At 43.9% G+C, this 24,526-nt stretch carries 20 protein-coding genes and 1 other RNA gene; 8 read left to right on the forward strand and 13 right to left on the reverse strand.

The annotated features are described in order from the left end of the window. The first annotated feature begins 41 nt into the window (after window positions 1–41). Complete coding sequence (locus MSG37_RS06530; RefSeq protein WP_248469777.1) at window positions 42–1,967, forward strand: ABC transporter transmembrane domain-containing protein; 1,926 nt, start codon at window positions 42–44, stop codon at window positions 1,965–1,967. Between the two features lie 111 nt (window positions 1,968–2,078). Beyond that, entirely contained in the window at window positions 2,079–2,591 is a 513-nt protein-coding gene (locus tag MSG37_RS06535) for a lipocalin family protein (protein ID WP_248469778.1), read from the forward strand. Window positions 2,592–2,723: 132 nt separating this feature from the next. On the opposite strand, the gene MSG37_RS06540 is transcribed toward MSG37_RS06535, so the two are convergent. From MSG37_RS06540 to MSG37_RS06555, 4 genes are all read right to left on the reverse strand, one after another. Beyond that, window positions 2,724–4,322, reverse strand: coding sequence for an AMP-binding protein (locus MSG37_RS06540; RefSeq protein WP_248469779.1), 1,599 nt, complete (start codon window positions 4,320–4,322; stop codon window positions 2,724–2,726). 412 nt (window positions 4,323–4,734) lie between these two features. Continuing rightward, a complete protein-coding gene (gene ccoG / locus MSG37_RS06545) occupies window positions 4,735–6,147 on the reverse strand; it encodes a cytochrome c oxidase accessory protein CcoG (protein WP_248469780.1) in 1,413 nt (470 codons plus the stop codon). A gap of 229 nt (window positions 6,148–6,376) precedes the next feature. Next, complete coding sequence (locus MSG37_RS06550) at window positions 6,377–7,837, reverse strand: sigma 54-interacting transcriptional regulator (RefSeq protein ID WP_248469781.1); 1,461 nt, start codon at window positions 7,835–7,837, stop codon at window positions 6,377–6,379. 132 nt (window positions 7,838–7,969) lie between these two features. After that, window positions 7,970–8,512 (reverse strand): thioredoxin family protein, encoded by a 543-nt coding sequence (locus MSG37_RS06555; protein ID WP_248469782.1) that lies wholly within the window; start codon window positions 8,510–8,512, stop codon window positions 7,970–7,972. 286 nt (window positions 8,513–8,798) lie between these two features. On the opposite strand from MSG37_RS06555, the gene MSG37_RS06560 reads away from it, so the two are divergent. Further along, the gene (locus MSG37_RS06560; RefSeq protein ID WP_248469783.1) at window positions 8,799–9,413 is read left to right on the forward strand and encodes a LysE family translocator; all 615 of its coding nucleotides are present in this window, start codon (window positions 8,799–8,801) and stop codon (window positions 9,411–9,413) included. 123 nt (window positions 9,414–9,536) lie between these two features. On the opposite strand, the gene MSG37_RS06565 is transcribed toward MSG37_RS06560, so the two are convergent. From MSG37_RS06565 to MSG37_RS06575, 3 genes are all read right to left on the reverse strand, one after another. Continuing rightward, window positions 9,537–9,857 (reverse strand): DUF3144 domain-containing protein, encoded by a 321-nt coding sequence (locus MSG37_RS06565; RefSeq protein WP_248469784.1) that lies wholly within the window; start codon window positions 9,855–9,857, stop codon window positions 9,537–9,539. Between the two features lie 74 nt (window positions 9,858–9,931). Then, the gene (locus MSG37_RS06570; RefSeq protein WP_248469785.1) at window positions 9,932–10,465 is read right to left on the reverse strand and encodes a prepilin-type N-terminal cleavage/methylation domain-containing protein; all 534 of its coding nucleotides are present in this window, start codon (window positions 10,463–10,465) and stop codon (window positions 9,932–9,934) included. Window positions 10,466–10,551: 86 nt separating this feature from the next. Further along, window positions 10,552–11,121 (reverse strand): prepilin-type N-terminal cleavage/methylation domain-containing protein, encoded by a 570-nt coding sequence (locus tag MSG37_RS06575; protein ID WP_248469786.1) that lies wholly within the window; start codon window positions 11,119–11,121, stop codon window positions 10,552–10,554. 296 nt (window positions 11,122–11,417) lie between these two features. On the opposite strand from MSG37_RS06575, the gene ung reads away from it, so the two are divergent. Further along, window positions 11,418–12,083, forward strand: a complete 666-nt coding sequence (gene ung, locus MSG37_RS06580; protein WP_248469787.1) for a uracil-DNA glycosylase — start codon at window positions 11,418–11,420, stop codon at window positions 12,081–12,083. Window positions 12,084–12,107: 24 nt separating this feature from the next. On the opposite strand, the gene MSG37_RS06585 is transcribed toward ung, so the two are convergent. The 4 genes from MSG37_RS06585 to MSG37_RS06600 all read right to left on the reverse strand — a co-directional run bounded on the left by MSG37_RS06585 (window position 12,108) and on the right by MSG37_RS06600 (window position 18,676). Then, window positions 12,108–12,719, reverse strand: a complete 612-nt coding sequence (locus tag MSG37_RS06585) for a 5-formyltetrahydrofolate cyclo-ligase (protein ID WP_248469788.1) — start codon at window positions 12,717–12,719, stop codon at window positions 12,108–12,110. 123 nt (window positions 12,720–12,842) lie between these two features. Then, a complete protein-coding gene (locus MSG37_RS06590; RefSeq protein WP_248469789.1) occupies window positions 12,843–14,735 on the reverse strand; it encodes a hypothetical protein in 1,893 nt (630 codons plus the stop codon). Window positions 14,736–14,760: 25 nt separating this feature from the next. Beyond that, a complete protein-coding gene (locus MSG37_RS06595; protein ID WP_248469790.1) occupies window positions 14,761–17,223 on the reverse strand; it encodes a hypothetical protein in 2,463 nt (820 codons plus the stop codon). Then, window positions 17,216–18,676: a glycerophosphodiester phosphodiesterase family protein gene (locus MSG37_RS06600; protein WP_248469791.1), complete on the reverse strand. Its 1,461-nt coding sequence runs from the start codon at window positions 18,674–18,676 to the stop codon at window positions 17,216–17,218. Before MSG37_RS06600 ends, MSG37_RS06595 begins: the two co-directional genes overlap by 8 nt. A gap of 451 nt (window positions 18,677–19,127) precedes the next feature. Between MSG37_RS06600 and MSG37_RS06605 the strand changes: the two genes are divergently transcribed. Next, window positions 19,128–19,463, forward strand: coding sequence for a hypothetical protein (locus MSG37_RS06605; protein WP_248469792.1), 336 nt, complete (start codon window positions 19,128–19,130; stop codon window positions 19,461–19,463). Window positions 19,464–20,059: 596 nt separating this feature from the next. Here MSG37_RS06605 and ssrS read toward each other — a convergent pair. Together ssrS and MSG37_RS06615 are read right to left on the reverse strand one after the other, a co-directional pair. Next, a non-coding RNA gene (gene ssrS / locus MSG37_RS06610) (6S RNA) lies at window positions 20,060–20,241 on the reverse strand. Between the two features lie 95 nt (window positions 20,242–20,336). Then, the gene (locus MSG37_RS06615) at window positions 20,337–20,645 is read right to left on the reverse strand and encodes a cell division protein ZapA (RefSeq protein WP_028766250.1); all 309 of its coding nucleotides are present in this window, start codon (window positions 20,643–20,645) and stop codon (window positions 20,337–20,339) included. Between the two features lie 356 nt (window positions 20,646–21,001). Between MSG37_RS06615 and MSG37_RS06620 the strand changes: the two genes are divergently transcribed. The 3 genes from MSG37_RS06620 (at window position 21,002) to MSG37_RS06630 (ending at window position 24,286) form a co-directional block, all read left to right on the forward strand. After that, window positions 21,002–21,577 (forward strand): UPF0149 family protein, encoded by a 576-nt coding sequence (locus MSG37_RS06620; RefSeq protein WP_248469793.1) that lies wholly within the window; start codon window positions 21,002–21,004, stop codon window positions 21,575–21,577. A 96-nt stretch (window positions 21,578–21,673) separates the two neighbouring features. After that, window positions 21,674–22,939, forward strand: a complete 1,266-nt coding sequence (gene ubiH / locus MSG37_RS06625) for a 2-octaprenyl-6-methoxyphenyl hydroxylase (protein ID WP_248469794.1) — start codon at window positions 21,674–21,676, stop codon at window positions 22,937–22,939. A 126-nt stretch (window positions 22,940–23,065) separates the two neighbouring features. Continuing rightward, window positions 23,066–24,286: an FAD-dependent monooxygenase gene (locus tag MSG37_RS06630; protein ID WP_248469795.1), complete on the forward strand. Its 1,221-nt coding sequence runs from the start codon at window positions 23,066–23,068 to the stop codon at window positions 24,284–24,286. Window positions 24,287–24,526: the final 240 nt, after the last annotated feature.

Raw genomic sequence — 24,526 nt, forward strand, 5'->3', positions numbered from 1 at the left:
CTGTTGTTTTCATTTTAACCTTAGTGGTTAAGGATATTGCATTGGATCAAAACGCTTCTTCAGTCGCCAAAGACGAGCCCTACTCATCGGCCTCTAAGGCTAACAGTACTAAATCATCTCAGTCCCACGTTAGCCAGCGCGCAGTATTGCCGTGGATTGGCGCATTTTTAAAACCTTATCGCGCTAAAGTGATCACTGCGATTATCTTTTTATTTATCGGTTCGCTCGCCTGGCTATCACTTGGTCAAGGCGTTCGCTTTATGGTCGATGAAGGCTTTTTAAAAGATAACGGTTCACGCTTAAATGAAATCATCATGTTGGTGATTGGTATTACGGCGCTCAGTAGTACTGCGATATTTTGCCGATTCTATTTAATGACTTGGTTAGGTGAGCGAGTCAGTGCTGACATTCGTTTAAAAGTGTACGACCATTTATTAAAACTTTCCCCCGGCTTTTACGCCAAGCTAAGAACAGGTGAGGTGATCTCCCGGTTTACTGCCGACTCCACCTTGTTGCAATCAGTGGTGGGTTCAAGCTTATCGATGGCGCTGCGCGCTAGCGTAACAGTGCTCGGCGGCATTGTGATGATGGCGATTACCAGCGTTAAAATGACAGGCTTAGTGCTACTTGCGGTGCCTATGGTACTTGGGCCGATTTTCTTTTTTGGCCGTAAGGTGCGTGATTTAAGTCGTAAAAGCCAGGATAAAGTGGGTGACTTAGGCGCTTATGTGGATGAGACATTGCATGAGATCCATACAGTGCAAGCGTACTCCCATGAAGATCAAGACCGCGCTTTATTTAATCATCGCGTTGAAGCAGTGATGGATGCAGCCAAAGGGCGAATTAAGTATCGTTCAATTCTTATCTCACTGGTGATGTTTTTAAGTATCTTAGCTATCGCCTTGGTGGTTTGGGTTGGCGCTCACGATGTAATGAGCGGGGCGATAAGTGCCGGTGAACTGTCGGCCTTTATGTTTTATGCGGTCATGGTGGCAGGCTCTGTGGCTACCATCAGTGAAGTGATTGGCGAAATCCAGCGTGCAGCCGGTGCGACTGAGCGGTTAATTGAGCTAATCGAAACGCCAATCGATATCCCGGTAGTTGCCAATCCACTTACGCTAGCATCACCGGTTCGCGGCGAGCTCTCGCTTAAAGATGTGCGCTTTAGCTACAGCAATATGAATGATAGTGCTGATATCAGCCTTGAGCGAGTTCCTTATAGCAGCCCTGAGGGTTCAGGAATTAGCCCTGAGCCAGTTTCTAACAGCGAAGTTATTCGCGGTCTCAATATTGATATTAAGCCCGGTGAGCGGGTTGCACTGGTTGGGGCGAGTGGTGCGGGTAAAAGTACGCTATTTGAACTGCTACAGCGCTTTTATGTACTTGATAGTGGCTCAATTGAACTTGATGGTGTGGATATCGCAAAGCTCAGTCCACAAACTTTACGTCAGCAATATGCGTTAGTGCCACAAGAGTCAGTTATCTTCGCCACTAGTGTATTAGAGAACGTGCGTTATGGTCGCCTTGACGCGAGCGAAGCTGAGGTAAAGCAGGCATGTATAGCTGCAAAAGCCGATGAGTTTATTAGTGAGTTTAGTGATGGTTACCAAACCTATTTAGGTGAACGAGGCGTACGTTTATCAGGCGGACAAAAGCAGCGAATTGCCATTGCTAGAGCGATTTTGGCTGATAGACCAATTTTACTGCTCGATGAAGCCACTAGCGCACTCGATGCAGTGAGCGAACAAAAGGTCAAGCAGGCGCTCGATAGTTTAATGGTGGGTAAAACCACCTTGATTATTGCCCACAGGCTAGCAACAGTTATCAATGCCGACCGCATTTTAGTGTTAGATAAAGGCCAAGTTGTGAGCAGTGGTACCCACGGTGAGTTAATGCAAAGCAGTGAGCTTTATCGCGAGTTTGCCAGTTTGCAATTATTAACTGATGATAAGGTGCAACAAGAGTAAACTAAAACAGCGTCTTAAGCGTATAGTAAGGGTATCGTTAGCTAACAGCATAGGTTTATGAGGTTGCTCAATCTCAGCTTATGCATTTAATCACAATAAGAGAGACCACCTATGCGCTTAATAACCATTGCTTGTTTATTGTTGTTATCTGCCTGTACGAGTTTGCCAAGCGGCATTGAGCCGGTTAAAGGCTTTGAGTTGCCGCGTTACTTAGGGACTTGGTATGAAGTGGCGCGTCTTGATCATAGCTTTGAGCGTGGGCTTAATCAGGTGACCGCGACTTACTCGATGAAAGACGATGGTGGAGTGCAGGTGATTAATCGCGGTTTTTCAACTGCTGAGCAAAGCTGGGATGAAGCTGAAGGTAAGGCCTACTTTGTTGATAGCCCTGATATTGGTCATTTAAAGGTATCCTTCTTCGGGCCTTTCTATGGTGCGTATGTGGTGTATGAATTAGATACTAAAGATTACCAATACGCTTTCATCACTAGCTACAATCGTGACTATCTATGGTTTTTATCGCGTACACCGACAGTGGATGACGCGTTAAAGCAGCAGTTTATCGAGCAGGCTAAAAAGCTTGGTTTTGCTACTGAGCAGATTATTTGGGTAGAGCAAAGCTAGTTAGAATAAAAAAATACCGACTAAAAAAGGAGCCTTGGGCTCCTTTTGGATTTCTGCGACTTAAACCGCTGAACTTGGCGCTACTTGCGTAACTTTTTCCTAGGTGCTACTTGCGTAGCTTTTACCTTGGAGCTACTTACGTAGCTCGCGCCTTAAGATTTTGCCGACGGTAGATTTGGGTAGGGCGCTAACAAACTCAATGATTTTTGGTACCTTATAGGCGGTAAGTTGCTCGCGGCAATAAGCTTCGATATCCACTTTAGCCGCTTCAATATCGCTATCTGGTTCGTTAAGGACAATAACCGCTTTTACCGCTTCGCCACTGTGCTCATTGCTTACGCCAATTACGGCACACTCTAAAATACTACTGTGATTTGACAGCACATCTTCAACTTCATTTGGATACACATTAAAGCCAGAGACGATAATCATATCTTTCTTGCGGTCGACAATTTTGTGGAAACCATCTTCGGTCGCAATGGCGATATCGCCGGTTCTAAAAAAACCTGCTTTAGTCATCACTTTGTCGGTCTCGCTTTGATTGTTCCAATATCCTAACATCACCTGTGGACCAAATACCGCCAATTCGCCCGTTTCACCAATAGGCACTTCATTATCATCCATATCGAGGATTTTAACTTGAGTGGCAATAACTGGTTTACCGATAGTACCGAGCTGCTCAAGTCCTGGCGAGTTGAGCGATACTACTGGTGATGTTTCAGATAGGCCGTAACCTTCTGATATGGTACAACCGGTAGTTTGCTGCCAAATAGATGCAGCGGCTTGGGTCAGTGCGGTGCCGCCTGAAATTGTGACCTTTAAATGACTGAAATCGAGCGCTTGAAACGCCGGCTGATGACAAAGGCCAACAAATAGGGTGTTAAGGCCGGCAAAACCGGTAAACGGATAGTTTGCAAGGGTTGAGATTAGGCCTGAAATATCGCGCGGATTTGGAATAAGCACTGAGCAACCACCGCGCTCATAATAAAGCACTAAGTTCACCATAAAGGCATAGATATGATAAACAGGTAACGGCGCAACGAAGATCTCTTCGCCCTCAATTATCTTGCTGCCAAGGCGCGATTTAATCTGCATAGCATTGGCAATTAGATTACCGTGAGTCAGCATCGCACCTTTTGACAATCCCGTCGTGCCACCTGTGTATTGCAGCGCGGCAATCTGTCCAAGCACGCTGATCACTGGTACGTAGTTATGTTGACTACCTTTTGCTAGCACATCATTAAATGTCACTGTGGTAAACGGCACTTCAGGCTGAGGCTGCGGCGCAATCAAGTCCATCGCATGGGTTGAAATTACGGTTTCAATATCGGTATTTGCCACCACTTCAGTTAGCGTAGGTAGCAAATCTGACAGTACCACTAATGCCTTAGCACCTGAGTCATTAAATTGATGAATAAGCTCACGTTGAGTGTACAAAGGGTTAGTGTTGACGAGCACTAGACCTGCTTTAATTGCACCATAAGCCGCGATGACAAACTGAGTGATATTGGGCAGCTGGATGGCAATTCTGTCGCCCTGAACTAGGCCAGTTTCTTGCTGCAGATAAGCGGCAAACTGGCGCGAGTATTCATTGATTTCATTGAAGCTGGTTTCTTTACCTAAACAGGAGTAAGCGGCTTTATCACCGTAGCGGGCACTGGCAAGTTCAATCAGATCGATAAGGGATGCGTAGCGCGAGAGGTCGAGGGTTGAGTCTGAATCGTAAGCCATTGAAGTACCCTTAAGCTAATGTGTTTATGATTAGTCGTTATGGTTATTATAAAATCAAACAGGCGTTTAGATTAGTGTGGTTTATGGGGGGAGGTCAATGCTTTCGCTTGAAAGAAGTTGCAATAAATTGTAGGGATGTTGCTTTTCAATGTGTTGACTATCGCTTTGTAAGATTTAGACTTTTTACTCTAAATGGCTTGGTTATATTACAGCAAGGTTAGCTAAGGCATAATAGTTTGTTTGTGACAGCAGTTAATTCAAATGCTTAAGCGCCAAATGCAATTAAGTGCAATTAAGTGCAATTTGGCGCTTCATTTGTTTAGCACTAATTTGTTATCACTAAGGCTTAAGTTACCTGTTTTAACCCCTGCTTTAAGCAATAAACTTTTGCTTAAAGCAGACAATAAGCTGGTTAAATTGGCGCAAAGAAGCTCGATTCCTGAGAGGCTTGGCTGTAGTTATGCTGCTCGGCGACTGTAAAGGTTATAGCATTGCGAGCACTGCCTAATTGCTCTGGCAGAGCAACTACTGTGACTGGGTAGTCGAGCTGTTCACCGGGGTGAATTTTTAAATCTACTTCACCCATAAGTCGATAAGCACTATTACCTGATACATAAATGCGATAAAGCCTTGTTTGCTGGGTTTTATTACGGATCTTTAACGTGAAACTGTTTTCTATGCCGTCATCTAAGGTTTCACGGTACAGCGATTGTCTATCGCGTAATACATTGAGCTCGATGTTATTACGGTTATAGATATCGACGGCGATAACGCTGATCATAATGAGCGCTGCAATACCATAAGCTAAGAATTTGTAAGACTCGTAAAAAGGCTCTGCTTTACCTGCAAGGGTATTTTCACTGGTATAGCTAATCAGGTTGGGTTGATAACCAAATTTTTGCATGGTTTGATTACAGGCATCGACACAAGCCCCGCAGTTGATGCACTCATATTGCAGACCATTTCTAATATCTATGCCAGTAGGGCAAACATCGACACATAAATTGCAATCAACACAGTCGCCTAATGCGCTAGCTTCATTACGTTTACGTGGGCCGCGACTCTCACCGCGAGCGGCATCGTAGGTAACCGTTTTGGTATTTGCGTCAAACATTGCCGATTGAAAACGCGCATAAGGGCAGCAATGTAGGCACATTTGCTCACGCATCCAGCCTGCGTTTAAGTAAGTGCATATGGCAAAGAACCATACCCAAGCCGTAATCCAAAAGCTGGCACTAAAGCTAAAAATATCGATATAAAGCTCACGGGCCGGAACAAAATAAGCAATAAAGCCACAACCTGTAAGCAAGGCGATTGCGCCCCAAGCTGTATGCTTGAGCACACGTTTTTTGAGCTTATCGCTACCCCAAGGTGCTTTATCTAATGCATATCGCTTGTTGCGATTGCCCTCAATGCGAGTTTCTATCCACACATAAATAAAGGTCCATGCGGTTTGCGGGCAAAGATAACCACACCAAATACGCCCCCAAAACACGGTGACAAAAAATAGTAAGAATGCCGCAGCAATAAATACCCAAGCTAAAATCGTAAAATCTTGTGGCCAAAGCGTCGTGCCAAAAAAGATAAATTGCTGCTGACTAAGATCAAACAAAATTGCTTGGCGACCATCAAAAGAAATAAACGGCAGTAAGAAGAACAGCGCGACCAAAAGGCTGTTCATGCCCGTTCTGAGTTGTTGAAACTGACCTTTTTGTTCACGTATATGAATTTTACGACTCGGCGTTGGTGTCGATATATTTGTTACTGGGATCCGCTGCGCTTTAGTGGCGCTATCTAGCGTGTTATTCACGTTTTTGTTTGGCATAAGGCTTCTCTAGTGGACGCGTTCTTGTTTGCAGTGGCTTTGAGTACTGCAGACGATATCTTTAGCTTGGTATTAGCAAGCCTTAGGCCAATAATTAAATGATGTAAGTTGCTGATTTTTAGTTACATTGTATGTTTTTGATTTTAAGTGTGTAACGATATATCGTGACTTGGCGATATATCGCTACTTTTACTTGGCAAAGCAGAGGAGTGTTGAATTGTGCTTGTTGTTAAATCGGTCTGCTGATAGCAAGTTTATTCATGCGTGAACGTAAGGTACTTGGCGGTAAACCTAACACCGCAGCAGCGCCGCCACTGCCTGAGATCCGCCACTGAGTTTGCTTTAAAATATTAATAATATGCTGGCGTTCAACCTGTTGCAGTGTTTGATTGTTAGTTATGGTGTTAGCGACATTTTCAACTGGAGCAGACATTGTCAGTTGGCTAAACTCCAGCACAGGTCCGTTAGCTAAAATCATTTCGCGCTCAAGTACATTTTGCAGTTCGCGAACATTACCTGGCCAGCTATTTTGCATCAGTTTTTGCATGCCTTTATGGCTAACTTGAGTCACTTTTTTACCAAGCTTACGGTTAAGATCTTCAATTAAATGACTCACTAACTCGGGAATATCGCTGTGTCGCTGTCTTAATGGCGGTACCACAATTGGGAATACATTAAGGCGATAATACAGATCCATTCGAAACAGGCCTTGCTCTACACGTTTTAGTAAATCGTGATGGGTCGCGGTGATCAGGCGAATATCAACTTTAATGGTTTGGCTACTGCCGACTCGTTCAAACTCTTGTTCTTGAATAACTCTTAATAGCTTTGATTGCGCTTCTAAACTTAGTTCAGCCACTTCATCTAAAAAGAGTGTGCCTTGATGGGCAAGTTCAAAACGCCCTTTGCGGCGGCTGGTGGCACCGGTATAAGCCCCTTTTTCATGGCCAAAAAGCTCGCTTTCTAGCAGTGCACTTGAAAAGGCGGCACAGTTAACACTGATAAGCGGTTTATCGGCACGGTTACTTAAACGGTGTAAGTTACGGGCGACTAACTCTTTACCTGTGCCATTTTCGCCGCTGATCAACACAGTGCTTTCAGTATTAGAAACCAACTTAATTTGCTGAATAAGTTGGTTAATGGGCTGGCTACTACCTGATATTTCAACGTCACCAGTGCGGTCTGCGAGTTCAAGCTGTAGGTATTGATTTTCAAAAGACAGCTTTTCAGACAGCGCTTGGACTTGTTCAAGCGCTTGTCTTAACGACTGCTCGGTTTGTTTCTGTATACTTATGTCACGAAATATCGCGACTACGCCAATCATTACACCATCTTTATAAACGGCGGTTGATGTGTAATGTACCGGAAAGCTAGTGCCATCTTTGCGCCAAAACACTTCGTGGGATATCTCACGTGCCATACCATCTATTAAGGTGTTGTAAATAGGGCAGTCGTCTTTATGATAGTGGCTGCCATCGCTATGGCTATGGTGATGACAATCATGAATATTTTTGCCTAGTAACTCAGCAGAGCGCCAACCTGTCATTCGTTCTGCTGCTGGATTAATAAAAACCGCATTACCTTCTAAATCAAACCCGTAAATCCCTTCGCTAACGGCATTTAAGATCAGTTGGTTCTCAGGCAAAAAGTTATCGTGATTGGTTTTATCTTTAAGGTTAATAGCAGACATGTTGCGCCTAGTTCTCAGCAATTTATCATTTCAGTATACGTAAAACGGCTGAGCAAAAAAATAAGGTCACGAAATAACGTGACCTTATTAATATCTTTAGCGATAAATGGCGTTAGATGCTGTTTATTGTGACTAGCCTTTAGCTTTTGCTAAGCCTTGCAGCACAGATTCCATTGTTAGCTGAGTTGGTAAGATAATGCCGTTTGGCGCACCCGGGCCGTACACTTTATTGTAGGGAGTGCCACCACGCCCTTGAGTGCGCATATAGTTTTCAACTACTGCGTTGGGCTCGGTCCAATCGCCAACCATTAAAATAATTTTGTCGTCTGAAAGTGCATTAACGATTTTTTCTCTGTGGGTTACCCCTACTTTATTTGCATAGCAGATATTGCACCAGTCAGCGGTAACATCAACAAATACGGTATAGCCTTCATCTACTAATGGCTGGATTTGTGCTGGTGTAAGAGTCTGCCAATGTAGCTTTTTATAGGCGTCGTAATCTTCACCGAAGTTGATAAAAGCAAACACACCGCCGACACTCATTGCCATAAAACCTAAAACGACAATGACACCGTTAGGAATGATTCGGCCTTTAATTTTAAGCCAGATAAGCGAAGCAATACTTAAGCAAAGCAAGGTAAAAAATATAGCGATGCTAATTGAAATCGTGTCCATCAAATCTCCAAAAGTTATTCTAATCGCTGTTGATAGTTATCAAGCTTTAATGATTTTAGGCGTGCATTACGCCAAGCTAACACTATTGTGCATCAGTTAAATGAAAATAACCTGAGTAGCAGCCACTTACTGAATCACTGATAGCAAACAGTGCAATTAAATTAAGCTTATATTGCGCTGTTTTTACGTTTTCAGTGACACAGCAAGTTGGTCAGCAAGGGGCACAATCATGTATATTATGGCCAATTTTTACTGGCCGCAGGCTAGAGTATAGTTAAGGAATATTATGACATTTAGCGCTTGGCTAGGTTTGCTAGCAATTTGCTGCTTGGGCGCCATGTCGCCAGGTCCGAGTTTGGCCATGGTTGTGCGCCATACTTTGGGCGGTGGTCGCGGCAAAGGGATTATTTGTGCTTGGGCACACTCAATTGGTATTGGTGTGTATGCACTGCTTACATTGCTAGGTTTAGCTGTATTACTTAAGCAAGCGCCAATGGTATTTAACGGTATTGCCATTATCGGTGCGCTTTACCTTGCTTATATGGGCATACAGGCATTGCGCTCAAAGGGCGGAATGTCAGACAAACTGGCTGCAGGTGAGTCTACCGATGCACTTACTGCTGCTCGTGATGGTTTAGCCATTTCACTGTTTAACCCTAAAATCATGTTGTTCTTTTTAGCGCTGTTTAGCCAGTTTGTGATGGTGGCAGACAATATGACTGGTAAGGCGTTGATTGTACTCACACCGCTAATCGTTGACGGCTTATGGTACACACTCATCGCATTAATTTTGTCCCATTCAGCGGTATTGCCAAAGCTGAGAGAAAAGTCGGCGTTGATTGATAAATTGTCAGGTGTGGTGCTGATATTACTGGCAGTACGGGTGATTGTGACCCTATAGCTCATGATTTATAGCAATAAAAAAACGCCATCATTATGATGGCGTTTTTTGTGGGTTCTATCATGCTAATGCGAGTTATCAACGCAACATGTGCGAATTACCACTGTTAACGAGAGCTGCAAATTAAGAGTTAAAAACTTGTACAGCGTCGTCTTTAGCTGGTTCTGGCTCACGTGATTGCACTGGATTCTTGATATGATCTTCAAGGTTGTCATCAAGCATGGCTTTGTATTCATCAGTAAACCATGCAAGTGCATTTTCTTTCTCGGCTGCAAGATCTGATGACTTTAAAGACGCTTCAAATGCGTTAAAGCGAGCGGCTGCAAAACGCATAGCTGTGCCGACTTTACCGACATCTTGCTCTTTACCTGCTAGTTCGTTTGCCAATGCAATGAATTGATCGGCTAGTTCAAAAATGGTGGTTTCTTTTTTAGCTTCTGACATCTTGCTTCTGCTCTTTCTTACCTAGGATAGTGTCTCGATTCTAACTTAAATGAGACATTAATGAATCATTGATATTAACTATTGGGATCTGAATCGGTAATAACGCTGCCATCTCTCGAGTCGTAATAGATAGATAGGGTTTGTTCTGCAAGGTAGAAATAGCGGCATTGGTCAGGGCCAATGTAGGTGGCAAAGTATTCTGCATCATCGGTACTAGGGTTGCTAGTCACAACTGGTGGCTCTTGCATTATGGTGCGCCAAACTGACATGCAATCAGCGACATTATTAAGCCTTGGGCTTGACTCAAACGGAGGGTAGTTTTGCGCAGGAAAGCCCCATTGGTTTATATCAAGCTGGCCATTAGTGCCGTCACCAAACACCTGTAAATTATCGGCCGGCCCTGAGCCGCCTTTAGATGCCCACTTTACATTGGCTAAAGTAATACCACCTTTAAACGCTGCGCCAGTTGCTTTAACTTCGGCAATCTGTGCATCTAGTTTAAGGTTAATAAATTTAGGCGCTGCCACCACGGCTAAAATAGCTAAAATGATGATGACAACCACCATTTCAATCAGGGTAAAACCTAGGCTTGCAGTTTTTGAGGGCATGAATAATTCCTTTATTCTGTCTATCTACGTTTTATCCTAACGAGCTACCACTTCAAATACAATATTAGCAGGATCTACTCAATCAGCTAGCTAGTTGGATCTGAATCTACCACGACGCTGCCATTGTTGGAGTCGTAAGTGATTGATAAATTCATATTATCTGAGTATTGATAGACACACACTGCGGGGATATTACGGTCATAATTTGCTTTGTAGTCGGTCTCATCTGCTTTAGCTGCATCGGAAACTGTTGGCTCATCGTTTTGGAGCACTATTTTCCATACTGAAATACAATCATCAACATTATCAAGCTGAGGTGAGGCTTCATTATCGGTAAAGTAATGCTGCGCAGGCCAGCCATTAGCATTAAAATCAACATGAGCATCATCTGACTCACCATATACTGGTAGGTTTTCAGCAGGGCCACTGCCCACTTTTACCGCCCATACCGAGCGCGCTAAATTGATACCTGACTTAAATGCACCGCCAGTATTTTTGACTTGTGCCACTTGCGCATCTTCAGATAGGTTTAAAAACTTCGGTGCAGCGATTACAGCTAAAATCCCCAATACAATAATGACAACAACCAGCTCTATCAGGGTAAAACCTGCTTGAGCTTGGCTGTGTTTTGGAGAAAATCGCGCGGTAAATGGCATTGCTAGTTGTCCGAGGCATGTAACGAGCGCACATCTTACCACTGACAATATTTAATACAAATGATTGTAGGTTGGTGCGTTTGTAGAAAATGGTGACTAAGTGGATATGTTTGTTGTTAATCGCGGTGCGTTTTTGGCCAGCAAGCTAATTATTCAGCCCTTAAATACGTCGAAGTTAAGCAATTGCACGGCCTAGATTGCAAGCGCTGCAGAGACATTTTAAGCTTGTGTCATACACAGTAAGCCAACTGAATATGGCTTGCCTTTAAATATTTAATACTATGTTGAGAACACAGATGACAGCTACAACTTGGGCAGACTTTATTGCAGAGCAACAGCAGCAGGACTACTTTAGTACTCTGCAGCAATTTGTCAGTGCCGAGCGCACCGCAGGTAAAGTTATTTTCCCGCCAGTAAATGAAGTGTTTGCCGCTTTTGATGCCACACCACTTGATAAAGTTAGAGTCGTGTTGATTGGTCAAGACCCTTATCACGGGCCTAACCAAGCCCATGGTTTATGTTTCTCGGTTAAAAAAGGCGTAAAAACGCCGCCATCTCTAGTGAATATGTACAAAGAGCTCGCCAGTGATATTGAAGGCTTTACGATTCCAGAACATGGCAACTTAAGCAGTTGGGCCGAGCAAGGCATTTTGATGCTTAATACAGTGTTAACGGTTGAGCAGGGTAAGGCGCATTCTCACGCTAAGTCCGGTTGGGAGACATTTACCGCCAATGCCTTAGAGTTACTCAATCAGCAGACACAACCGATTATCTTTGTGCTTTGGGGCGCCCATGCGATTAAAAAGGGCAAGGGGATAAAGGCGCAGCAGCATGAAGTGATATCAGGGCCACATCCATCGCCATTATCGGCTTATCGCGGCTTTTTTGGTTGTAAGCATTTCTCTCATATTAATCAGTTACTACAAGCGCGTGGCGAAGCGCCAATCAACTGGCAGGTTTAATCATTAACAGCCAAGTGAGCTTTGTTAATCTGTAAATTTAAACACAGTGCTAGGCGTAATAATCATAGGTAAGGGCACATCCCAATACTCACAGGATAAGCTTGCTACTTGCTGGCAGTCATGGCTAAAACCGATTGGATAAGGCTTACCTGATTGCTGCCAATTAGCGAGAGTGCGGTCGTAGTAGCCGCCGCCCATACCCATGCGATTGCCTTGTTTATCAAATGCCACTAACGGGGTAATGACTACATCAAGCTCATGGGTAAGTAGCATTTGCGTGATATCGAGTTTAGGTTCCCAAATCTTAAGCGAGTTTTGCACTAACTTAGTGTTTGCTGTGTAGCGTAAAAATACTAAATTGCCGGCGCTAAACGGATGTAACCTTGGCAGGTAAACCTCAATGTTTTGTTGCCAAAGCGCTTCAATTAACGGCTTAGTATCTAGCTCGCCATCGTTAGTTAAATACAGAGCAATGCGGCGAACATTGAGCCCAGATAAAGCTGATATAGCCAACTCGGCTGCAGCGCTAGCGTATAGAGTTTGTTGCTTAGTGCTTAGGCTACGACGAGCTTGACGAATACTGCTGCGCACCAGGGCACGGCTGTCTAGGCTTAGATTTGAACTGCTTGCTTGCATTGACTAGGCTCCTTTAATCACGAGTCAGTCTAACTTTCAGCAAAAGCAAAATCTAGAAAAAACGCCGCTTGCTTAAGGTAAGCAAACGGCGTAATGGGGTTAAGCCTGTCTAAGCGCTACTGTTTAGCGCTCCATATTCATCGACTTAAGTAAAACAGGGCTGTTGTAGTCCGCAACAGCAGTTTTAGCATTAAGCCAAAAGCGGCGGCGAGTTAAGAAATAACTAAACAGCACAGCCAGCAAACCAATCTCAATAAAGTTGTATTGAATATACATTAGTGCTGAGCCGACAATTTGGGCTAACCCTCTAAAGTAGTTTTCATCTGCAGGTACCGTTCCTAGCGCACCATTAAGCATGGCAAATACAAACTGAATACCCAGATATAGTGCTGCTGCAGCAATTAAACCAACAATCTTTAAGTACCATTTCTTTGGCCAACTGATGCCTAAAACCAGTAGATATAAGCCAACAAAAATTGCACCGCCAGCTAAGCCCTCAGCAAAATCTGGCCCTAAATACATCGCAGATAGCGTATTGTAATATAGGCTTAAGCAAACATGGGGCAGTAGCAAAGTGATGCCTAATGCGAGTGCATAGATTTTAGCTTTACCGATATTTTTCCAATAGCAACGTTTAACCAGCTGGTAACTAGCAAAAAATAGACCTATCGCCATGGCATAATTAGCTAAAGGGTGAATGCCAAATAGGGCAAAATCAGCACTTAACACAGCAATAACCCATTCAGGATATTGCATGATTCCCATTCTACCTGGTGCTTCGCTAGCAAAGTCAGGGAAGAACAGTGCAATCAATATTGCTAAGGTGAAGAATAGATAGCCGTACTTGGCTAACGATGCCATCATCTTAGGGATAATCCCTTTAACGCTTTGCTTTTTAAGTTGGCTAACCAAGCTATCGTAATTAGCTCCAACTGCGTCTTTGATATCCGTTGAAACCCAGTTTTCTTCAAGTAATGCAATACTGCTCTTGGTTTCTTTTGCCTCAATAATGTCTTTAATTGCAGGTGTCGCTAGTGCTTTTACATCATCACTTTTGCTGCCAGCACCAAGGTTTTGTGCCACTTTCCACACTGCAGGATCGTATACCCCGCCCGCATCATGAGTACGGTTTTGTTTACCGGCGAAGCACATTTTTGTGTCAACTTTATCTATGCTTGCGGTAAATTGCAGGGTCGGTAGTACAGCGGTAAAGCCATACACAAAGGTGCAGCCATCAAGATCGCCTTCGACATCAATTTCGTTGATATCGTTAAAGCAATGCACGATGTTTAGACCTGTACGTTTAACGAAATCGCCAGTCCATTCATGATAATCATTACTGGTATAGTACCACTTCGTGCTGCGCTTAGCTTCGCCATCAATGGTGTAGCTATAGTATAAAGTGCCGCTACCAGAACATGTGCCGCAAGTGACGTCACCGCTACCGGAGCACGTAGTGCAGGTGTGACTACCACTGCCCCAACAGCTTGAGCATGATTCAGTTGTGTAAACGGTACGCTCGCTGTAGCTGTCGTACTTACTGACACTGATACGGCCTCTGCCACCACAAGAATGGCAGTTTGTTTTACCGCTGCCACCACAGCCCCTGCATCTTACACAGCCAGTTCCGCGACAGTTACTACAAGTGTCTCCACCTATGTAGGCGCTCGGGGCTGAGTTTAAGCTAGTATTTTTGATCAAGAAGTTCTTGGAAACATCAGGTCCAAGAATTTTTAAAAAACGTTCGTTAAACAGCGGGTCTCGGCCGCTAACAAATTCTTCTGCGGCTTTATGTGCATCAGCGCTCGCTTCAGATGACGTGCCGCAGTAAGTCCCCGATGGGCGTTTACCACCGTGTGAATGACGGCTTACGCCAATTTCGACTCGCCAACCAAAATTAAACTTTAGTTGTGCATCTTTAGCCTGCTCATCGCTTAGGACTACTGGCACATCAACGCCAGTAATTTCTTCGCCATTGCTTCTAATGTAATCTTGAAACTGTTGCAATTTGCTCATGTGATACTTCCTATAAAATCACAGGTTAAAGTTTGATCGTAAATTGGGTTTGATCTGCTTTTAGATATACCCATTGACGTACAGGCTGGTGGCCAGGCGCGCTAACTTTAATGTCATATCCGCCTGGTGGAAGCAGCATGCCGGCTTGATATTTCGGTTTAATATTCATAACCGAAATTCTGGCATTGTCGACATTGGTATTTACCGTTAATGGCAGTTTTAAAGTGGGTTTAGCAGCAGTACTTTTTGCACTAGCAACCTCATCATGTTCTGGTAAAACCGCTAGATCAAAACGGTCTAATGGTTCGCTAATCGCATGGAAACCTTGGGTCATGTTAAGCGCGTTATCTATTGATGTACCAATAGGTTGTACTAAGGGCTGAGTAACCAGCAGCCATTTAAGCGCGTAGGAAACGCTGGCAGAATCGTTCTTTTCCATTTGCTCGAAAAAGTAATTCATTGCCGAGTCTTCCATGGTGTATTTATTGCCACCAATAGATAAAGGCACCACAAAAATAGCCGCTAGCAAAGTCGCAGTGATAGCCGGTTTTAGATAAGGTTTACTCGCTTTGTCCTCTTTTGGCTTTGCCTGTTTCGCTTGTACTAACTCTACTAACTTCATAGGTAGTTTCAGTACAGTAAGCAGCACTAGGGCTAAACTTATCGACATTGAAATTGGTGGAATAATGGTTGCGCGAAGCGCCGACTTACCCGTGGCTTCAAATTTACCGCCATTTGCAAACTCAGCTTGTTGCGCCTCTAATACATTGATGTATTCAGTGGTTTTACGCTGAATATTAGGTTCAATGATTTGCTGCTTAAACTGACGATTATTCCAGTCTGCTAAGGTTGGGTTGACGTATAGGTCGCCCATGCGTTTTGCTATGCGCTGCTGAATTTCGTGATGACGCTGGAACTGCTGCCAACTTAGGTTTGGTGGCATATCAGTATTTTTAGCGCGCATGTTTTTGCGCCATTCAATATCCGCTTGCTGGCGTACCTTGCTGGCTACAGCTTTATCAAAGGTTAAACGGTCGGTAATAGACCAAGCAGTAGGTAAGCTTAGGCCTTTTTGCTTTAGCTTCTTGTTTACTTTAATGCTGGTTAGCTCATGTACTCTAAAAGTGTGCAATGAGGTAATACCTAGTGGATAACCGCCAGACTCTTTAATAAAGTTAGGCTCCATTTTTACCATCAATACGTTTTTATAGTGATTCACGTCATTGGTATAAACCATGCGGTGATCTTTTAAGCCAGCATCGCCGCCGGTTGCTGCGTCAACAGCTTGCATTGCGGTGAACAAGCCAAAGGTCATTACACCTGCAATAATAGAGTTGCCGACATTTTCTGAGGTGGAGATCTCCTCGCGAATAAGCCAGTCGTCAGCAGGAATATAGGGAATACTTAGCTTTTTGATCTCGCGGTCATAGTTTTCTTGTAAGCGCTCGTAGCAGCTATTACGGCTGTTGCCTTTTCGCTCCTTACATTGGTTACGACGTTCGAAATAGTCATAAATTTTAGGAGCAATTTTTTGTGCACGTGATTCAACCCTTGCCTCATAGGCTGTTACGCCTTTTTGATATTTTTCCCAACCTTGTTTTACTTGGTTTTGGGTATCTAACCAATACTCGTCTGAACGTTCAGGCGAGCTGGCAATTGCTCGGTTATATTTAGCTGAACCATCGGCATACTCTTGATATTTGCCGCGCAGCGTTTGGCGAAACTCGTCGTAATCTTGATAATGAGTATCAAAATTCGACATGGCTCTGTCACGGACAAACTTTTCCATGATCATGCGTTTTTTCTGCGATAGATCATCGACGAGTTTATCGTCGGCATACACCAAACCACCAAACACAGATAAAAAGGCTTTTTCGGTGCTGCTGTGTGCAGTATCTGGGTCGTAATTGATGCCTTCAAACTGAATCGACTTTTCAATTAAAGCACTGCGTAACACCTGTGAAATATAAGCTTGTTGGCGCTCAGCAGGTGTTGATGCATCAATAATAAATTTATCCACTAACCACTTTTGGCCAAAAAATACAGTCGGCCACACAAGTACGGCGATTAAGCTGAAATAGCCTAAAGCCGCGCCAACTCGTGCAACACGCTTGCCTGTTAGTAACATATCAGCCAGTAGCAAGGTGACACCAATACCACTAATGGTTCGGCCAAATAGCTCGACTGCACGTAAGTCATCATGGCTTGAGTTACGCCCGCCTGCGACATCAGTTAATGCAGCGTTGAATACCGCTTCAGGGAATAGGTACACCACTGAGCAGACGAACATCGTCATCAACCACCAAAATGGTTTACCGGTAATGGCGATCTCCTGTTCGACTTTTTGCTGCTTTTGTTGCTTAGCAGCCGTAGATTGCTGCTTTTTTTGCACCTTTTGCAGCTGTTTTTCTGCTTCTGCCATTTTAGTTTGCGTTGGCGCGGCCTTGAGCAAACCTGTGGCAAATGGGCTGTGTTTTTTATCAGTCATTGTTACTACTTGGTAGGGTTAAAATAATGGTTTTGCTATTTGTGGTTTCGATTTCTTCATCAACAATGGTTGGAAAACCATGGGGATTAGTGGTGTTAGTCTTATGGCTTACTTTTTTAGGCTTAGCTTTGGCACTAGCAATCGCTTTTAGACCCGAATTTAACGAGATGTAATAGCCCTCTTGCTGGTAACCTAGCATTTCATTAAAGCGATCAAAGTCAGTGTCGCTAGGTAGCGAAGCTATATATCTGCCAGAAGCTGTAAGTGGTTGATAGCGCTTTTTAGGCACCGCAGCATTAAATAGTTTTTGGCAGATCTTATAAGGAGTCGTGTCAACGATAACGCCATCAGGTAGCTTAGGCTTAGATAAACGTTTTAACTGAGACTGATGATAATCGGTGCCGTTAATCGTATAGGTATAGACTTTCATGCCGTAACGATGAGCGCTGTTCAACACGCTAGTATTTTGCATAAAGCTGCGAATATCTAAGTGTAAACCAGAGTTACTACCCAGCTTGTGATTAAGCTTTTTAATGCCAGATAGCGAGGCGTAATTTTTATAACGAGAGCGATAGCGCTTGGTACCATACTTTCCGGCAAACTCGATATTGTTTTGGTTATCTAAGTAATAGTCATCGTTCTGCGCGCCGCGGCGTAGATCTGCAGTGACTTTATCGACACTGGTTGGGTGAGCGCCTTGGACAAAGCCTAGGTATACACGTGGATTAATTCCGCGCAGCTTCTCAAGCATTTCAAGATCTGATGCCGAATAATAAAAGCCACCCTGACCAATCGTTTGGCGTAGCATATTGTCGAGCTCAGTTAACTCATGACCATTGGCTTCAGACTTAATCTCAACGTTAAGCAGTTGATCATAAGAGCGGTAAGCTGCAAAGGTTGTGAATGCCTCATATGCCGTAATTGGCCGCATATCCAGCAAGTCATTTGAGCCTTTTTGGCGCAGCTTTAAATTGGCATATTGCTGGCGGTTCATACGCTCCAGTTTGTAGCGCTCGCCGGTGTAATAAACGGTAGCTCGACCGGTTTGGCTGTCATGGTGATTCACCCACGTGCCATCTTTTAATTGCATAACATCAATTTCGACACTGTTGTAGTTATCAAACAGTGCTGAGGCAATAGCAAGGTCGCTACTTTCAGGTAAGCGAAAGTCGCCGCGGTGGGCAGAAATATCCAGCGGACACTGGGCAATCGATACCATCTTGATATGACCATTATCGCTTAGATAGAGGTTGCGATCGCCCAAGGTCAGCTGAATATCAACCATATCTTCGCCGTCAACTTTTACATCAAAAGGTAGGTGACTTAATTGAGCTGGAATGACCTTCGCAGGAGCAGGTGGTGTATCAGGAGTTGATTTACAACCAGAAAGAGCGAAGAGTGAAATAAGCAATACCGCGTAGTAACGGCGAGGGTTTTTTATGTAACTTGCCATAATCCCTAAATTACAAGTTATTAATTATGCACGCTTTATACTCGAAATGAAGATCTAACACAATGTTGGTTATAAAGGCTGCATTGTGCAAGTTGTTGATATTAATATATTTGATCTATTTTTGAGCTATGCGCTTTTTACATAATGTGACATATGAATACTAGGTATCTGTCAAAATTGCTCGATTTGTCAGTATATTGGCTAAAAGAAATGACTTTTTACTGCAGGCATTCGCTATTAACTGCCAGTTAGTTAATAGCGACAAATTAGCTTCCATAAGATGAATTACTTGAAAATGAGTTAGGCAAATTGGATTTTATGTCCATCCATTAGCGCCATTGTAAACTCGAACTCAGTAAAGTGATAATCACTACAGGTGAATACATTTTTTGAGGGCATTTGAATAAATGCGATCAGCATTTTGGATTCAATTGTTTCGGTGGTGCTTGCAATGGGAAAAGTACTAATAAACTTGCTTGTTTATAGCGTGAGCTTCAACTTATTTGCGATCCCCTATGATGTAAGCCAAGGATATGATTGTAATAAGTTAAACGACGATCTTGCGAACCGTATTGCAATCACACCTGAGAGAAAAATTAGAGCGAGTTTGAATAATTGGCAGGAGCATAAAGGTGAAATACCTGAGCTGAAAATATCGTTGGTCAACCTTGTTTATTTTTTATGTAAAGAAGATAGAAATACCAGCCGTCAGGTTCAAGACATAGTGTTTGATATTTTGACAAAAGCACAATGGAGTGGCCGATTTAACTCTGCCTCATGTCATTAAGGCAAATGTTTGATGAGGTTAATCTATTAGAGTTAGTGTCTGTTGGACGAAAAGCTTCTCATTAAGACTCTGATGGGCGGAAACGTAACGCAAACCAAAAAAGCCACTTTGGTTGAGATGGCTTAATGTAACTTTTACTTATAAAGAATAATTGCTCCCCCGCACTCTCGTCATTAAGAGTTTTTACAGGGAGTCCGACAGGTCGGTATAACCAATGCGCAGATACAAAAAAGCCACTCTGTCATCGACAAAGTGGCTTAATGTAAGAATTAGATGTCCCCCCGCGCTCTCTTCATTAAGAGTTTTCATAGAAAGTCCGACGGGTCGGTATCACCAAATACACAAATAAAAAAACCACTGTTATTGCTAACGATGGTTTTGTAATTAGTTAGATGTTGCCCTCAATCTTTTGACTGAGAATCCGACGGGTCGGTATCACCAATGCGTAGATACAAAAAAGCCACTCTGTCATCAACAAAGTGGCTTAATAAATAGATGTTCCGCGCAATCTTTTCATAGAAAGTCCGACAGGTCGGTATAACCAATGCGCAGATACAAAAAAGCCACTTCAATCTGAAGTGGCTTATTGTAATTAGATGTTCCCCGGAATACCGACCGCCGGTGTAGCCCTTGAACCGTAGGTTCAAGGCGGGTAAATGAGTACCTCCTAAGGCTTCTCGATACGAGCCGAGCTTGCACAATGTCAGTAAAACATTCACCCTGGGTTTGTAAGTATCGGCACAGGGACATTACCAGCTAGCGAATACCCCAGGGAACAAAACTTGTGTTCGTAAACCAGTCGGGTGACTCAAATGGGCTTACGATAAAACTGTTTACAGCTTGCTTATAAAGCAACTGCGATTATAGCTATTTTTAGTCAGCTTTTGTAGCGCGATCGACTAACGCAACTTCAAGTGTTGACTGTAGCAAACCGATTTTTTCATCCATTTGCTTAATATATTCTTGATTCTTTTGCTGTTCTTCCAGCAACTCATAACCGATATTTAATGCTGCCATAATGGCAATTTCTTCACGGCTAATATTGTTAGTACGCGCCTTAAGCGAGGTTAATTGCTTTTCGAGGTTATTGGCCACATGCCTAAGCGCAGCCTCTCGTCCCTCAGGACAAGCAATAGAGTAGGTACGACCCAATAGAGTTATGTCAATCGCCTTGCTACTCATTCCGAAAAGAATCCTTTAACCGTGTACTTGAGCGGACTATATCGGTCTCATTAGCAAAGTGCAACACGATCTACGCGCAAACAGGTGCAGTTTAGATTAATTGTTGTTTAGATCGCCATTGGCGTACAAACATAGAGCGGTTAAGGGCTTTGCTCGATAAATCAGTGGCTAAAGTTAATTCTCAACTCAGTTTGCATTAAGCTAATTTTCACTCATCGATAAACAGCTTTGGTTACGATTGCAGCATTTGTGGCTCATAGCACAAAGTTTTGCCGACTTTATGGTGCCGACTATTGGTCGGCACCCGCACTTCTGCTAGCATGAAGTGAGTAAATTTTGTGATTGGAAAATACCTTATGGCTAGCCTACCTACGTTGCAGATGGACAAACTCCTTACTGCACTCAATGCCGCTGAAATTGGTCAGCACCCTGTCGAAGTTCACGGCGCACTTGTCGGACTAATTTGTGGTGGTGTAGAGCAAAAGCCATCGGGCTGGACGCAACCACTGCTTGAGCTGATGAACGACGGCCAAGCACTGCCAAAAGAATTGCAAACCCTGATTGATGATTTATACCAAGATGCAGTGACACGTTTGTCTGATACTGACTTTGGTTTTAGCCCTATGTTGCCGCAAGAAGAAGAGTCGTTACCAAAGCGCGTTGAAGCCTTATCACTGTGGGTGCAGAGCTTTTTAACCGGTATTGCGATTATTCAGCCTAAGTTAAATCAAGCACCGCTAGATGTGCGTGAAGTGATCCAAGACTTGTCTGAGATTGCTCAGGTTGAATTTGATGTCGCCGAAGACGAAGAATCTGAAGCAGCATTGATTGAGCTAATGGAGTTCACTCGCATGGCTGCACTCATGTGTTACGCCGAGTTTGGCCCTGCGATTGATGACGACGAGCCAATTGATGTAGGCGTAATGCACTAACGCCTAGTTAAACCAATTACCGCCATCGCTGTTGCTGCATGGCGGTTTTTGTATCAGCAACACCTAACTTATCTTGTTATTGGACCAATACATTCCATGGCGAACCATAACCAACACGCTGATGTAGCAAGTACCACTGAAATTAATCACGTCGATATCGCTATCGTAGGCGGTGCAATGGCGGGAGCCACCTTGGCTCTGGGCTTAGCAGAGCTTGCTAAGCAAAGCAGCTCACATCTAAAAGCGCCAATTAAAATTGCCCTTATTGAGGCACATAAGCCTAGTAGCGAACACCCTGGCTTTGACGCCCGCTCAATTGCTATTTCCCACGGCTCTATTTTCGAGCTTAAGCAGTTAGGTTTGTGGCAGCATTTAGACTCGTTGGCTGAGCCTATTCACAATATTCATATTTCAGAGCGCGGCAATTTTGGCATGACAGAGCTTAACCGCGAGTCACTGCATTTGCCGTATCTTGGCAAAGTGGTCGAGCTCGAGGCTGTCGGTAACAAGCTATTTAGCTTGCTTGAAAAAAGCGATGTTAGCCTTTATTGCCCTGCCAAGCTGCAAAGCGTAGCAGCGGGTATCGATGCACAATTGCTCAAACTCGATAATGGTCAGCAGATCTCGGCTAAATTGCTAATCGCCGCAGATGGGGTTAACTCTAAAGTACGCCAAGCCTTTAAGCAGCCGCTTGAGCAGGTGGATTTTAATCAAACTGCCATTATTGCCAACATTCATACCGAGCAGCCCCATAGTGGCTGGGCCTATGAGCGCTTTACTCAAACAGGGCCGCTGGCCTTGTTACCGATGGCGAATAGCCAAGCCGAGTCGCGTTTATCTATGGTGTGGGCGTTAGATCCGACTAATGCCGAGCGACTATTAAACGCATCTAAGGCGGAGTTTATTAGCGAGCTGCAACACGCCTTTGGTTATCGCGCAGGGCGCTTTATAGATATTGGTGAGCGTTTTAGTTATCCGTTAATGCTGTCGTATATGCCAAGGCCGATTTACCAGCGCACCATCTTTTTAGGTAACGCGGCGCAAACCTTGCACCCCATTGCAGGCCAAGGCTTTAACTTAGGTCTGCGTGATGTGGTATGTGTACTCGATGTATTAGAGCAAGTGCTTGCTAACCCAGAGCCTCAAGATATAGGCAGTGTGGCGGTCACTCATGCTTATCTTGAACGCCGTAAAGCCGACAGACAAAGCACCATGAACAACATAGAGTTTTTAGTGCGCGGTTTTTCTAACGATTATTGGCCATTAGTGATTGGCCGTAACCTTGGGCTACGACTGCTGTCATGGTTTCCGCCATTAAAAGCGCCAGTTGCGCGCCAAGCAATGGGCTGGAACAAAGGTTAATCTTCAGCAGTCACTGCGCCGTATTAAAGTCAAATTAACAATAAACATGCACACTGTCATGACGAGGCAAGCAGTCAAAGTGGTATGTTGTTGGCGTAATTCGCCATTTTTGAGTAAGGGTAAAAGATGTTAAGCACACAAACTTATGATGTCGCCATTGTTGGTGGCGGCATGGTTGGGTTAGCAACAGCCATAGGCTTAGCGATGGCAGGCATTAAAGTGGTAGTCATCGATGCAGGTCAAACTGAAGCCGTATCGGGCGAGCCCAAACTAAGAGTTAGCGCTATTAATAAGGCAAGCCAGCAGCTTATTACTAACTTAGGTGCTTGGCCTTACTTGGCTGCATCAAGAGTAAGTCCTTACCAAAAAATGCAAGTGTGGGACAAAGACAGCCTAGGTAAAATTGATTTTGACGCCCACTCGCTCAGCGAAACTCATCTTGGTTCGATTATCGAAAACGATGCCATCGCCTTTGCATTAGCCGAGCGAGCAGGGGAGCTTAGCGAGCTTACTTATATTGAAAACACTCGTTTAGAACGTATCGCCTTTGGCGAGCGTGAAGCTTGGTTAACCTTAGATAACGGTGACAGCTTAAGTGCTGCGTTGGTGGTTGCTGCTGACGGCGCCAACTCTTGGGTACGCGAGCAGTGCAAAATCCCACTGACTTTCTGGGATTATAACCACCACGCGATTGTTGCGACTATCCGTACCGAGCTGCCTCACGGCGAAACCGCAAGACAAGTGTTCGACAAAGAAGGGCCATTAGCCTTCTTACCGCTATATGAAAAAGATCTGTGTTCTATCGTCTGGTCAGTGTCACCTGAAAAAGCCCAGCAGTTATTAGCATTAGATAAAGTGGCATTTGAGCGCGCATTGACCGCAGCCTTTGATGGCCGCTTAGGTATGTGTAGCCTTGAAAGTGATCGCCAGTCATTCCCGTTACGTATGCGTTATGCGCGTCACTTTGCCCGCCCACGCTTAGTGTTAGCAGGCGATGCTGCCCACACAATTCACCCGCTTGCAGGCCAAGGGGTTAACTTAGGTTTTCTTGACGCCGCAGCGATTGTGGAAGCGGTAACTGAGCTTAAACAGCAAGGTAAAGATATTGGCGATTATAAACACCTACGTGATTTAGAGCGCTGGCGTAAAGCCGAGGCGCTGGAGATGATCACCGCAATGGAAGGCTTTAAAAGGCTATTTCAAGGCACAAATCCAGTGACAAAAGCCATTCGCGATTTAGGCTTAAATATCGTCGACAATTTTGCGCCATTGAAAACACTGTTTATTCAACAGGCGTTAGGCAACAAGAACAACCTGCCAAAGCTTTGTCGTCGTAACCAAAATTAATCATGATCAAATTTCATGCACAGCCAAATAAGCCTTTTATTTCATGTGTTTGTTTGTTTGGTTTTTTGCGTGGTTGAATGTTTGTGGTTTTTTTAACAAGTTTGCAATAAGAAAAACTAATCCAAAAACTGTTCGGATTAGAAAATTCTTTTGTATACAAAGTGACTACTCAAGGTATAATTTCGCCGCATTTTAATGCGATGACATAAATCTGGTGCCAGTACCCTACACAAGCACACT

Origin of the sequence: Shewanella sp. 1CM18E (genome assembly GCF_023161665.1) — a bacterium.
Lineage (GTDB): Bacteria > Pseudomonadota > Gammaproteobacteria > Enterobacterales > Shewanellaceae > Shewanella.